Genomic DNA, 12268 nt, shown 5'->3' with positions numbered 1-12268 from the left:
GGAGCAAGGTTCCTGGGCGAATCCCGGGCGTGTTTCTTGGTTACTTCTTTGCACGAGCAAAGAAGTAACTCGCGGCGCGCTCGCGAGTGAGCGCACGGCAGGCGGCAGACCGAAGGCACGTAAACACCGGATGCCGAGCCAGGGCCAGCCTCAACAAGGCAGGCGGTCGGACGAAGTCACCGCAAACTGCAGCGGATGAACCAGGCCCAGCCCGAGAACGACGGAGCTACCGGCGAAGGCGCTCCAGGCACTCGGGGGTGGAGACCTGGGGTGTCCAGGCGAGGTGCTCGCGGGCGCGCGCGCAGTCCATCTGGAGGGCGCCGTCGAGGCCCTGGACCCATCCGGGATCGCCGGCATGGCGGGTGAACCGCCAGGCCAGCGGGTGCAGCGCCCGGATCAGGCCCGGGGGCACCGGGACGCCCCAGCGGCGTCCGTGTAGCGCCATCCGGCGCATGGACCAGACGGGCTCGGCCCCGAGGTTGAAGATGCCCTCCGCCTGGCGCTCGACCGCTCGCACCACGGCGTCCGCGGCGTCGTCCTCCCACAGGATCTGCACCGGCACCTCGACGCCACCCGGGTACACACGACTGCGCGCAACCCGGCGTAGCAGCGGGTGGGCATTCGGCCCCACGATTGCCGGGGGTCGGAGGATGCAGGTGGTCAAATCGGGATACTGCGCGCCAACCGCCAGCAGGGCCTGCTCGGTGGCGACCTTATCCTCGGCGTACGGGAAGCGCGGCCGCGCCAGGCTGCGCTCGGTCAGCGGGCGCGGCGAATCCGGCCACGGACCGTAGACCGCGGCACTGGAAAGAAAGACGATCTGGCGTACACCGGCCCCAGCGGCTGCCTGAAAGACGTGGCGGCTCAGCTCGACATTCTGCGCGCGCACCCAGTCGCGGTCGCGGCGCCGGCGCCCGCCCTGCCCGCCCATCAGCTGGAAGGCGAGGTGGATCAGGCTGTCATGCCCGGCCAGGTGTTCCGCCCCGAGATCCGCGAGATCGATTTGCGAAGAGGTCGTCTGCGCATTCGCGGCAACCGGGCGGCGGTCGATCGCGGTGACCGACTGGATACCTTCGGCGGCGGCCAGGGCCGGAATGAGCACCTGCCCGAGGCGCCCGGCGGCGCCGGTCACGGCGACCCGCATGGATGGCTATCCAGCCGTGCCGGTGGCGCCCGGGGCGCGCTCGGCAAAGGCCGGCATGACCTCCTCGGCAAAGCAGTCCATGGACTCCAGGGCGAGCTCGTGGGGCACGGCCCCTGCGCCAAAGGCCAGCAGGACCTGATCGACCCCCGCCTCGCGCAGACCCTCGATGCGCTCGCGACACTCGGCGGGCGTGCCGACCAGCGTCATGCCCAGCATGTCGAGGATCTTCAGGTTGATCCCGGCCTTGACTAGGTGGCGAAAGCGCCCCAGCGAACGGTAGTAGTCGTAGCCCTCGATCAGGCGCTCCAGCACCGGCAGGGTCTGCTGGAACATGTGACGGTAGAACCACTCGAACGCGGGCTTGGCCTCGCGCCGGGCGCGCTTGCCATCCGGCAGGCACAGCACCCCGAGGGTCATCCCGACGCGCGGCGGATGGGCGATATCGGTGCGCGAGGCATCCCAGGCCTCGTGATACAGACGGATGTCCTCGCGGATCATCTGCCAGGGCTTGAACGGACCTGCCAGTGCCCCGATGCCCTGCTCGGCAGCCCAGGTGAAGGACTCCGGGCTGACCGCGGCGGTCCAGATCGGCGGGTGCGGGTCCTGCACCGGGCGCGGCATCACGGGAACGTCGTCCAGGTGATGGAACGGACCGTCCTGGGTGATCCGACCGGTGGCGAAGGCCTGGCGCAGCGCATCCAGCCCGGCGTCGACCCGTGCGCGGGACTCGCTCATCTGGGCGCCGAATGTGGCATATTCGCGCGGCGAAAAACCGCGCCCGATGCCCAGGTCCAGGCGCCCGCCCGAGAGCTGGTCGAGCATGCCGACCCGCTGCGCGACCCGCAGCGGGTGGTGGTAGGGCAGCGGGACCACGCCGAGGCCCAGGCGCAGGCGTTCGGTGCGCTGGCTGGCCGCGGCCAGGACCAGATCCGGCGCGGTGCTGTGGGAGAATTCCGGCATCAGGTGGTGTTCCACCAGCCAGGCCGTGCCGTAGCCCAGGCGATCGGCCTGCTCCCACAGGGCCAGGGTCCGGTCGATTACCTCGGTCTCGGAGGTCTGCAGAAACTCCGGGACCGAGAGTTCATGAAAGAGGTCGAAGCGCATGGCATCAACTGTGCCGCGCGCGCGTTGGGGATACAAGCAAGCCCGTCAGACTGTGGTTGAACAAGGGAGACGCGGATGTCGAAGGATCAACAAGCGCTGGAGCTGCAGGCTGCGGGAGTCGCGGCCCCCGGTGAGTCCTGGTGGGAGAGCTTTTTCCCGGACGACCTCCCGGCCGACTGGCAACTGGAGTACTACACCCATTATCACAGCCGCCTGCTGCTACCCGCCTCTGTCTGGGCGGCACCGGAGGAAGACCCGTTCGGGCCATGGGCCGAGGCGGTCCCCGCCAAGCTGCGCCTGACCCTGGAGTGGTCCCGTGACCTGTCGCCGGAGGCGGGTGTGGCCGCCCTCGCCCGAATCGAGAAAGAGCTGGGCGAGCATCTCCAGGGTGTGGCCCTCAGCGTCATGGATGCCGAGCATGCCGCTGCCGTGGAAGCGGCACTGGAGGCCAGCAACACCAAGACTGCACTGCTGGCGGGATCCGCCGAGGCTCACAACCTTCCGGGTACCCGCGAGGCGCTGTGGTATCCGGGCCGAGACGGCGCCGGCCTCTGGCAGATCGAACCGGAGACGGATCTGGACCCGATGGGGTGGCGTGCCCTGGTCGAGGCCCTGATCGCGACCGGCGGCCAGGGTCCGACACCCGTGTTCCTGCGGACGCGACCGGATCGACTTTCCGAGTTTCGCACCATCGCCCAGTTGCTGGGGGTGGGATGAACTCCACCCAAACTGGTTTGACCGGGCATCGGTCCCGCGCCAGACTCCCGAGTCCCATTGGCCGTACGGCAAGAGGTGCCCGTGGCTGAGCCGGTCGCCGAAGACAGTCCGCACATCGTGATCGAGAACCTGCGCTTCCGACGCGGGCGCAAGGTGGTCTTCGAGGACCTGTCCATGCGCATCCCGCGCGGGCAGGTGACCACAGTCATGGGCCCCAGCGGCAGCGGCAAGACAACCCTGCTGCGCCTGATCGGTGGCCAGCTGCGCCCGGACGGCGGCCGTATCTGGGTCGACGGCCAGGAGGTCGCACGGCTCTCGACCCGGCGCCTGTATGCCCTGCGCAAACGCATGGGCATGCTGTTCCAGACCGGGGCACTGCTGACCGATCTCTCGGTGTTCGAGAATGTGGCCTTCCCTCTGCGCGAGCACACGGACCTCCCCGAGGACGTGCTGCACACCCTGGTGCTGCTCAAGCTCGAGGCGGTGGGCCTGCGCGCCGCGCGCGACCTGGACCCGGCCTCGCTGTCCGGCGGCATGGCGCGGCGTGTGGCGCTGGCGCGCGCGATCGCGCTGGACCCGGATCTGATCATGTACGACGAACCGTTTACCGGCCTGGACCCGATCACCATGGGCCAGATCGTGACCCTGATCCGGCGCACCAACCAGAGCCTGGGCCTGACCAGCGTACTGGTCTCGCACGATGTGAACGAGGCCATGGCCATCTCCGATCACGTGGTGCTGATTGCCGATGGCCGGGCAGTGGACGCCGGAGCACCCGACGACCTGCGCGCACGCGCCTCCGACTGGAGCGCACAGTTCCTCGAGGGCCGCCCCGATGGCCCGGTGCCATTTCATTACCCCGGCGACAGCTACCGCGAGGATCTGCTCGGAGTGCGGGAGCAGCGTGATGATTGACGCAATTGCCTCGCTGGGCCGCAGCTCGCTGAATGCCCTGGTGGTGTTCGGCCGCGCATTCATCTTTCTGATTCAGGTACTGGCCAGCCTCGATATCGTGATCCGGCGGTTCGGGCTGACGGTAGTGCAGATCTATTCGGTGGGCGTGCGCTCGCTGCTGATCATCATCGTCTCCGGGCTGTTCGTAGGCATGGTGCTGGGCTACCAGGGGTACATTACCCTGGTGAACTTCGGGGCCGCAGAGGCCCTGGGCGGCGTGGTCGCCCTGTCCCTGGTACGCGAGCTGGGCCCGGTGGTGACCGCACTGCTGTTCGCCGGCCGCGCGGGCTCCGCGCTGACGGCCGAGCTGGGCCTGATGAAGACCACCGAGCAGCTCTCGGCGATGGAGATGATGGCGGTGAACCCGTATCGCCGCATCTTCGCCCCGCGCTTCGTGGCCGGGTTCCTCTCGATGCCGCTGCTGGCCGCGATCTTCAGCGCGGTGGGCGTGATGGGCGGCTACATCGTCGGCGTAGGCATGCTGGGCGTGGACAGCGGCGCGTACTTCTCGCAGATGCAGTCGGTGACCGACTGGAACGAAGACGTGCTCTCCGGCGTGATCAAGAGCATTGTGTTCGGCTTCGTGGTGACCTGGATCGCGGTATTCCAGGGCTTCAATGCAATGCCGACCTCCGAGGGCATCTCGCGCGCAACGACCCAGACGGTGGTGGTCTCCTCGCTGGCGGTGCTGGGCCTCGATTTCATCCTGACCGGGCTGATGTTCGGCGCGGGCTGATCCAACAATGCAGGTGGCATGATGAAGGTACGTTTCTTCGAACTGGCGGTCGGCGTGTTTGTGCTGCTGGGTGTGGCGGCACTGTTCTACCTGGCGATCCAGGTGAGCAACGTGACCGACTACCACGACCGCGACACCTACACGGTGACGGCCTATTTCGACAACATTGGCGGGCTCAAGACGCGCGCGCCGGTCACGGTCTCGGGTGTGCGCATCGGGCGCGTCGCAGAGATTCGCTATGATCCGGAACAGTTCCGCGCCGAGGTCAAACTGGCAATCCGCTCCGAGCATGACTATCTGCCCATGGACACGCAGGCCGCGATCCATACCGCGGGGCTGCTGGGGGAGCAGTACATTGCCCTGGAGCCCGGCGGCGACTATGACACCCTGCAGGACGGCGACGAGGTGATGTTCACGCAATCCGCGCTGGTTCTGGAGAACCTGATTGGCCGTTTCATGACCAACATGGGTAGTGACTAAACCCGAACCGGGGACGACACGATGAAGACATTGCGATTTCTGGCGCTGCCGGCGCCACTCTGGCTGCTCCTGCTGCTGGCCCTGCCGGGTGCCGCGCAGGCGGACAACCCCACCGAGATCATCAAGCAGTCCATCGACGAGGTCTACGAGAAGCTGCGGGCGAACGAGGACCGCGCCCAGGAGGACCCCGACTTCGTGATCGGCGTAATCGAGGACAAGATCCTGCCGGGCGTGGATGTCGAGGGCATGTCGCGACTGGTGCTGGCGCGCCACTGGCGCGATGCCACCAGTGAGCAGCGGGAACGCTTTACCGAGGCCTTCAAGAAAACGCTGCTGCAGGCCTACGGCGTGCAATTGGCGGACCATCTGGACAAGGAAATTCGCGTGATCGAACGCCGCTCGCGTCAGGACGACCGCATGGCCGTGGTGGCCACCGAGATTGTCATGGGCTCCGGCCAGTCGAATCTCCAGGTCAATTACCGCCTGCGCCCGGTGAACGGGGAGTGGAAGGTCTTCGACGTCGAGGCCGAGGGCCTCAGCTTTGTCGGCAACTTCCGCAACCGCTTCAACGAGGAGATCAACCGCAACGGTCTTGACACCCTGATCGAACGCCTTGAGGACGGCGACCGCGAACTCGTCGATGACGCGATGGACGGCATCGCCGACGAGGTCGACAACGGCGATGGCTGACGCCCGCCTGCACGCAACGCCGGAGGGGCTCGCCCTCTCCGGCACACTGACGTTTGCCACGGTTCCGGGCCTCGAATCCCGCATTCGCGCCCTGCTCCCCGGGCTGCCCGCTCGCGCGCGGGTGGATCTCGGCGAGGTGACCCGCATCGACTCGGCGGGCGTGGCGCTGCTGGTCACCCTCTGGCGCCGGGTGCACGAACAGGGTGGTGAACTGGGGTTCCACGCCATCCCGCAGGGCCTGATACCCCTCGTCGAGCTCTACGACCTGCAATCGGTGATCGCCGATTCCGTTCCCGTGGCTCACGCACACACGGCCTGATCCCGGAAACGCGCGCGGAGCGGGCAGATTCGTTATCATGGTGTGTTTCGCTGGGCCATGCTGGACCCTGCGACCGACCCGGGCTTTCCATGGACAAGCTGATCATCACCGGAGGCCGCCGCCTGGAGGGGCAGGTCTGGATCTCCGGGGCCAAGAATGCAGTGCTGCCGATCCTGTCCGCCACCTTGCTGGCGGACGGGCCGATGACCATTGGCAACGTCCCGCACCTGCAGGACGTGACGACCACCATGGAACTCCTCGGCCGCATGGGCGTAAGCCTGACGGTCAACGAGCGCATGCGCATCGAGGTCGATCCGACCACCCTGACCCAGTGTGTCGCCCCCTACGACCTGGTGAAGACGATGCGCGCCTCGATCCTGGTGCTGGGACCCCTGCTCGCGCGCTTCGGCGAGGCAGAGGTCTCGCTGCCGGGCGGCTGCGCGATCGGTTCGCGCCCCGTGAACCTGCACCTGCGGGGGCTGGAGGCGCTGGGCGCAGAGATCGACGTCGACGGTGGGTACATCCACGCCCGCGCCAAGCGCCTGAAGGGTGCGCGCGTCGTGTTCGACCAGGTCACGGTCACCGGCACCGAAAACCTGCTGATGGCCGCCACCCTGGCCGAGGGCGAGACCCTGATCGAGAACGCCGCGCGCGAGCCGGAGGTGGTCGACCTCGCGGACTGCCTGACGGCCATGGGGGCCAGGATCCAGGGCGCCGGGACCGACACCATCCGCGTGCAGGGTGTCGAAAATCTGCAGGCCTGCGAATACGACGTAATGCCGGACCGCATCGAAACCGGGACCTTCCTGGTCGCGGCGGCAGTTACCCGCGGGCGCGTGCGCTGCCGCAATACCCGCCCGGAGCTGCTGGATGCGGTGCTGGCCAAGCTGGTCGAGGCCGGCGCGCGCATCGAGACCGGCCCGGACTGGATCGAACTGGACATGGAAGGACGCCGCCCGAAGGCAGTCAACCTGCGGACCGCGCCCTTCCCGGCCTTCCCCACCGACATGCAGGCCCAGATGATGACCCTGAACACGGTCGCCGAGGGCACCGGGTCGGTGGTGGAAACGGTGTTCGAGAACCGCTTCATGCATGCGCTGGAACTGCAGCGCATGGGGGCGGACATCACCATCGAGGGCAACACGGCCATCGTCAAGGGTGTGGAGCAGCTGGTGGGCGCCCCGGTGATGGCGACCGACCTGCGCGCCTCGGCGAGCCTGATCATCGCCGGCCTGGTGGCCGAGGGCGAAACCGCGGTCGACCGCATCTACCATATCGACCGCGGCTACGAGTGCATCGAGGAAAAACTGAGCCAGATCGGCGCGGGCATCCGCCGCGAGCCGGCCTGACGCCCAGGGAAACACTGATTAATGTACACACTCGCGTTGGTACCCCAGGTTTTCCGAGACAAGGCGCGTCGTGCAGCGGGTAGTGGTTCTACCCGCCCGTTTTTGATTGATTCGGGGCGCAACGCAGGATCGGGGAACCCGGGGTACCAACCCCGAAGGGGCTCGGCCGCCCGTTGTTATCCAAGACGGGCGCGCGCATGGCGTTGCGGTTCCGTTGTGCAGAATGGCTGCACAACGGAACCGCCCTTGTTCGCACACGAAAGCGACTCGAGCGCGAGCGTGTACATGAATCAGTGTTGCCCTCACAACCACGAGACAGACCGACACCCGACATGATGGATCCCAACGCCCTGACCATCGCCCTGTCCAAGGGTCGCATCCTCAAGGACACCCTGCCGCTGCTGGCCAGCGCCGGGATCGAACTCCTGGAGGACCCGGACAAGACGCGCAAGCTGATCCTCGACACCAACCGCGAGGACGTGAAGATCGTGGTGGTGCGCGCCACCGACGTCCCCACCTATGTGCAGCATGGCGCGGCATCCATCGGTGTGGCCGGCAAGGATGTGCTGATGGAGCACGGCGCGGCCGGGCTCTACGAACCGCTGGACCTGCACATCGCCGCGTGCCGGCTGATGCTGGCCGGGCGACCGGGCCAGCAACCGGATCCGCAGCAGCGCCTGCGCATCGCCACCAAGTTCGTGAACATCACGCAGAACTACTTCGCCCAGCAGGGCCGCCAGGTGGAGATCATCAAGCTCTACGGCTCGATGGAACTGGCGCCACTGGTCGGCCTGGCCGACTACATCGTGGACCTGGTCGACACCGGCAACACGCTCAAGGCCAATGGCCTGGAGCCGCTGGAACTGATTACCCCCATCAGTTCCCGGTTGATCGTGAACCAGGCAGCCATGAAGATGCGACATAGAACCATTCAAAACCTCATCGAGGGCCTGCGCGAGGCCGTCACGCCCGCGACGACGTAACGAGAGCATCATGACCGCCGATACCGACGACCTGAGAATTCGCGATATCCAGGAGGTGTCCGCCCCGGACACCCTGCGCGAGGAACTGCCCATCACCGACGCGGCCTCCGAGACCGTGTTCGAGGCACGCCAGGCCTGCCACCGCATCCTGCATGACGAGGACGACCGCCTGCAGGTGATTGTCGGGCCCTGCTCGATTCACGACGTAGACGCCGCGCTCGAGTACGCCGACCGCCTGAAGGGCCTGCGCGAGGAGCTGTCCGATGCCCTGCACATCGTGATGCGGGTGTATTTCGAGAAGCCGCGCACCACGGTCGGCTGGAAGGGCCTGATCAACGACCCGGACCTGGACGGCAGCTTCCACATCAACAAGGGCCTGCGCGTCGCGCGCGGGCTGCTGCGCGATCTGGCGATCAAGGGCATGCCGGCCGCCACCGAATACCTCGACCTGATCAGCCCGCAGTACATCGCGGACCTGGTCGCCTGGGGGGCCATCGGCGCGCGCACCACCGAGAGCCAGGTGCACCGCGAGCTGGCCTCCGGGTTGTCCTGCCCGGTGGGCTTCAAGAATTCTACCGATGGCAGCCTGCGGGTGGCGATCGACGCGATCCGCTCCGCCTCGCGCCCGCACCACTTCCTGTCGGTCACCAAGGCCGGGCGCTCGGCGATCTTCTCCACCACCGGCAACGACGACTGTCACATCATCCTGCGCGGCGGCAAGCAGCCAAATTACGACGCCGAGAGCATCGAGCAGGCCTGCAAGGAGCTGCGCATGGCCGAGCTGCCGGAACTGGTAATGGTCGACTGCAGCCATGCCAACAGCCGCAAGGATCCGAAGCGCCAGGTGGACGTGGCCCGCTCGCTGGCCGAGCAGATCAGCGGCGGCGATCGCCGCATCATGGGCGCGATGCTGGAGAGCCATCTGGTCGGTGGCCGCCAGGACATCCTGCCCGGCAAGCCGCTGACCTACGGCCAGAGCATCACCGATGCCTGCATGGGCTGGGACGAGACCGAGACCAGCCTGAACCTGCTGGCGGATGCCGTGCGCGCGCGCCGCAAGATCGCCGAGCCGGCCTGAACGAGGAACCCGCCATGCCTGCCATTGCCCGACTCGATACCCAGCAGCCCGACTTCGATCAGGCCCTGGAGCACCTGCTGTCCTGGGAGTCCGTCGCTGATACCGGCGTACGCGATGCGGTGGACGAGATCCTCGGCGCGGTGCGCGCCGAGGGCGACGCGGCCGTGCTGCGCTATACCGCCAAGTTCGATCGCCTCGACCGCAGCGCGGTCACCGACCTGGAGATCCCACGAGAGCGCCTGCAGGCCGCGCTGGAATCGATCCCGGCGGAGCAGCGCCAGGCGCTGGAGACCGCCGCTGCGCGCATCCGTCAGTACGCCGAACACCAGAAGATGCAGGACTGGGACTTCACCGATGCCGACGGCACGGTGCTCGGCCAGCGTGTGACCGCGCTGGATTCCGTCGGCCTGTACGTCCCCGGCGGCAAGGCCGCCTACCCGTCCTCGGTGCTGATGAACGCGGTGCCGGCGAAGGTCGCGGGCGTGGAGCTGCTGGTGATGGTCGTGCCCGCCCCGGACGGCGAACTGAACGATCTGGTGCTGGCCGCCGCGGCAGTGGCGGGTGTCGATCGCGTCTACACCATCGGCGGCGCCCAGGCGGTGGCCGCGCTGGCCTACGGCACCCAGACCATCCCCGCCGTCGACAAGATCGTCGGCCCCGGCAACATCTTTGTGGCCGCGGCCAAGCGCGAGGTGTTCGGTACGGTCGGGATCGACATGATCGCCGGCCCCTCGGAGATCCTGGTGGTCTGCGACGGAGAGACGGACCCGGACTGGATCGCGGCCGACCTGTTCTCGCAGGCCGAGCATGACGAGCAGGCCCAGTCCATCCTGGTGTCCTGGGACGAGGCCTTCCTCGACCGCGTGGCCGAGGCCATGGACCGCCTGCTGTCCGAGATGCCGCGCGCCGAGATCATCCGCACCAGCCTCGACAAGCGCGGGGCGCTGGTGAAGGTGCGTGACTCCGCCGACGCCATCGAGGTCGCCAATCGCATTGCCCCAGAACACCTGGAGCTGTCGGTGGCCGACCCGCAGGCGATGCTGGACGCCGGCCTGCGCCACGCCGGCGCGATCTTCATGGGCCGCTACACCTCCGAGGCCCTGGGCGACTACTGCGCCGGGCCCAACCACGTGCTGCCGACCTCGCGCACCGCGCGCTTCTCCTCGCCGCTGGGGGTGTACGACTTCCAGAAGCGCTCGAGCATCATCCACTGCTCCGCCGAGGGCGCGGCGAAGCTCGGCAAGACCGCCGCCGCCCTCGCGCACGGCGAGGGACTGAGCGCGCACGCGCGTTCCGCCGAACTGCGCGGCGGGCAATGAGCCTGCCGCACGAAAGCCGCAGCCCGGATGCCCTGATGCGTCCGGAGGTGCTGGCGCAGCCGGCCTATCAGGTGGCGGACGCGACCGGCCTGACCAAGCTGGACGCGATGGAGAACCCGCACCCCTGGCCCGGCGCGCTGGAAGACGCCTGGCTGGAGGCCCTGCGCGACCCGCAGCTGAACCGCTACCCGGATGCCCAGGCGCGGGACCTGGCCGAGCAGGTGCGCGCCGCCCACGGTGTGCCCGAGGCGGCCGGGCTGATGTTCGGCAACGGTTCCGACGAACTGATCCAGATCCTGAGCATGGCGGTCGCCGCATCCGGCCGCCCAGTCCTGGCGCCGGAGCCGACCTTCGTGATGTACGGCGTGCTGGCCCGGGCAATGGGTGTGCCGTTCATCGGAGTCCCGCTGAACCGCGATTTCACCCTGGACCTCGACGCGATGCACGCGGCCCTGGCCGAACACGACCCGGCGGTCGTGTTCCTGGCCTACCCGAACAACCCGACCGGGACCCTGGACGACCCGGCCGCCGTGCAGGCGATCATCGAGGCCAACCCCGGCGTCACGGTGGTCGACGAGGCCTATGCCCCGTTCGCCGCCCACAGCTTCCTGCCGGAGGTCGGCCAGCACGACGGGCTAATGGTGATGCGCACGGTCTCGAAACTGGGACTGGCCGGGGCGCGGCTGGGCTATCTCGCCGCCTCCGCGGGCTGGATCGACGCCCTGGACCGGCTGCGCCTGCCGTACAACATCAATACCCTGACCCAGCGCTCGGTCGCCTTCGCCCTGGATCACCGCGAGGCGCTGGATGACCAGGCGCGCGGCATCATCGAGGAACGCGGCCGACTGTCCGAGGCCCTCGCGGCGATCGACGGCGTCGAGCACGTGTTCCCGAGCCAGGCGAACTTCATCCTCTTTCGGGTGCGCGAAGGACAGGGGCATGCGAGCTTCGCGGCCCTGCGCGACGCCGGCATCCTGATCAAGGATGTTGGCCGCGCGCATCCGCTACTCGCCGACTGCCTGCGCGTCACCGTCGGCCGCTCCGACGAGAACAACGCTTTTCTCGCGGCCCTGCGCGACGCCCTCGCCGGCTGAACCCTGATTTCTGAGGCTGGGCCTAGTTCGTCCTCTGGAGTTTACGGTGGTTTCGGCCAGCCGCCTGCCATGCGCTGTCTCGCCAGCGCGCCGCGAGGTACTTCTTTGCTCGTGCAAAGAAGTACCCAAGAAACACGCCCGGGATTCGCCCGGGAACCTTGCTCCGGACGCGCCAGGCCGGCGGCGCTGAAACTCGCTGCGCTGTCGCTTCGCTCAGACAGTCAGCGCCTTCTCCCGGCCTGTCACGCCCTCCACAAGGGGCTCATATCGGGAGGGTAGGGCAAAACAGGCGGTGTTCCTG

General features: G+C 67.8%; 13 protein-coding genes. 11 read left to right on the top strand and 2 right to left on the bottom strand.

The genetic code is table 11. The features are described 5' to 3' along the window. Positions 1-226: 226 nt before the first annotated feature. A complete protein-coding gene (locus G372_RS0100515) occupies positions 227-1144 on the bottom strand; it encodes an NAD-dependent epimerase/dehydratase family protein (protein WP_019624693.1) in 918 nt (305 codons plus the stop codon). A gap of 6 nt (positions 1145-1150) precedes the next feature. Beyond that, the gene (locus G372_RS0100510; RefSeq protein WP_018865425.1) at positions 1151-2248 is read right to left on the bottom strand and encodes an LLM class flavin-dependent oxidoreductase; all 1098 of its coding nucleotides are present in this window, start codon (positions 2246-2248) and stop codon (positions 1151-1153) included. Positions 2249-2323: 75 nt separating this feature from the next. On the opposite strand from G372_RS0100510, the gene G372_RS0100505 reads away from it, so the two are divergent. The 11 genes from G372_RS0100505 to hisC all read left to right on the top strand — a co-directional run bounded on the left by G372_RS0100505 (position 2324) and on the right by hisC (position 11967). Continuing rightward, positions 2324-2965, top strand: coding sequence for a hypothetical protein (locus tag G372_RS0100505; protein WP_019624692.1), 642 nt, complete (start codon positions 2324-2326; stop codon positions 2963-2965). An 81-nt stretch (positions 2966-3046) separates the two neighbouring features. After that, entirely contained in the window at positions 3047-3880 is an 834-nt protein-coding gene (locus G372_RS0100500) for an ABC transporter ATP-binding protein (protein ID WP_026340437.1), read from the top strand. After that, positions 3873-4655, top strand: a complete 783-nt coding sequence (gene mlaE, locus G372_RS0100495) for a lipid asymmetry maintenance ABC transporter permease subunit MlaE (protein WP_019624690.1) — start codon at positions 3873-3875, stop codon at positions 4653-4655. Before G372_RS0100500 ends, mlaE begins: the two co-directional genes overlap by 8 nt. Before the next feature lie 21 nt (positions 4656-4676). Beyond that, positions 4677-5135 (top strand): outer membrane lipid asymmetry maintenance protein MlaD, encoded by a 459-nt coding sequence (gene mlaD / locus G372_RS0100490; RefSeq protein WP_026279129.1) that lies wholly within the window; start codon positions 4677-4679, stop codon positions 5133-5135. A 21-nt stretch (positions 5136-5156) separates the two neighbouring features. After that, positions 5157-5825: an MlaC/ttg2D family ABC transporter substrate-binding protein gene (locus G372_RS0100485; RefSeq protein WP_019624689.1), complete on the top strand. Its 669-nt coding sequence runs from the start codon at positions 5157-5159 to the stop codon at positions 5823-5825. After that, positions 5818-6144 (top strand): STAS domain-containing protein, encoded by a 327-nt coding sequence (locus G372_RS0100480; protein WP_018865419.1) that lies wholly within the window; start codon positions 5818-5820, stop codon positions 6142-6144. Before G372_RS0100485 ends, G372_RS0100480 begins: the two co-directional genes overlap by 8 nt. An 89-nt stretch (positions 6145-6233) precedes the next feature. Continuing rightward, entirely contained in the window at positions 6234-7493 is a 1260-nt protein-coding gene (gene murA, locus G372_RS0100475; protein ID WP_019624688.1) for a UDP-N-acetylglucosamine 1-carboxyvinyltransferase, read from the top strand. A 332-nt stretch (positions 7494-7825) separates the two neighbouring features. Further along, entirely contained in the window at positions 7826-8476 is a 651-nt protein-coding gene (hisG, locus tag G372_RS0100470) for an ATP phosphoribosyltransferase (RefSeq protein WP_018865417.1), read from the top strand. A 10-nt stretch (positions 8477-8486) separates the two neighbouring features. Continuing rightward, on the top strand, positions 8487-9554 hold the full coding sequence (locus G372_RS0100465) for a 3-deoxy-7-phosphoheptulonate synthase (RefSeq protein WP_019624687.1): 1068 nt from the start codon (positions 8487-8489) through the stop codon (positions 9552-9554). Positions 9555-9568: 14 nt separating this feature from the next. Further along, on the top strand, positions 9569-10873 hold the full coding sequence (hisD, locus tag G372_RS0100460; RefSeq protein WP_019624686.1) for a histidinol dehydrogenase: 1305 nt from the start codon (positions 9569-9571) through the stop codon (positions 10871-10873). Beyond that, positions 10870-11967: a histidinol-phosphate transaminase gene (hisC, locus tag G372_RS0100455; protein WP_019624685.1), complete on the top strand. Its 1098-nt coding sequence runs from the start codon at positions 10870-10872 to the stop codon at positions 11965-11967. Before hisD ends, hisC begins: the two co-directional genes overlap by 4 nt. Positions 11968-12268 lie beyond the last annotated feature (301 nt).

The organism is Thioalkalivibrio thiocyanoxidans ARh2, assembly GCF_000385215.1.
GTDB classification, from domain to species: domain Bacteria; phylum Pseudomonadota; class Gammaproteobacteria; order Ectothiorhodospirales; family Ectothiorhodospiraceae; genus Thioalkalivibrio; species Thioalkalivibrio thiocyanoxidans.
The sequence above is the reverse complement of the archived record's forward strand: the minus strand, read 5'-3'. Positions and strand labels throughout refer to the sequence as shown.

Coding starts and splice junctions, on each gene's coding strand:
- G372_RS0100515 (WP_019624693.1), bottom strand. CDS start 1,144: ATGCGGGTCGCCGTGACCGGCGCCGCCGGGCGCCTCGGGCAGGTGCTC.
- G372_RS0100510 (WP_018865425.1), bottom strand. CDS start 2,248: ATGCGCTTCGACCTCTTTCATGAACTCTCGGTCCCGGAGTTTCTGCAG.
- G372_RS0100505 (WP_019624692.1), top strand. CDS start 2,324: ATGTCGAAGGATCAACAAGCGCTGGAGCTGCAGGCTGCGGGAGTCGCG.
- mlaE (WP_019624690.1), top strand. CDS start 3,873: ATGATTGACGCAATTGCCTCGCTGGGCCGCAGCTCGCTGAATGCCCTG.
- mlaD (WP_026279129.1), top strand. CDS start 4,677: ATGAAGGTACGTTTCTTCGAACTGGCGGTCGGCGTGTTTGTGCTGCTG.
- G372_RS0100485 (WP_019624689.1), top strand. CDS start 5,157: ATGAAGACATTGCGATTTCTGGCGCTGCCGGCGCCACTCTGGCTGCTC.
- G372_RS0100480 (WP_018865419.1), top strand. CDS start 5,818: ATGGCTGACGCCCGCCTGCACGCAACGCCGGAGGGGCTCGCCCTCTCC.
- murA (WP_019624688.1), top strand. CDS start 6,234: ATGGACAAGCTGATCATCACCGGAGGCCGCCGCCTGGAGGGGCAGGTC.
- hisG (WP_018865417.1), top strand. CDS start 7,826: ATGATGGATCCCAACGCCCTGACCATCGCCCTGTCCAAGGGTCGCATC.
- G372_RS0100465 (WP_019624687.1), top strand. CDS start 8,487: ATGACCGCCGATACCGACGACCTGAGAATTCGCGATATCCAGGAGGTG.
- hisD (WP_019624686.1), top strand. CDS start 9,569: ATGCCTGCCATTGCCCGACTCGATACCCAGCAGCCCGACTTCGATCAG.
- hisC (WP_019624685.1), top strand. CDS start 10,870: ATGAGCCTGCCGCACGAAAGCCGCAGCCCGGATGCCCTGATGCGTCCG.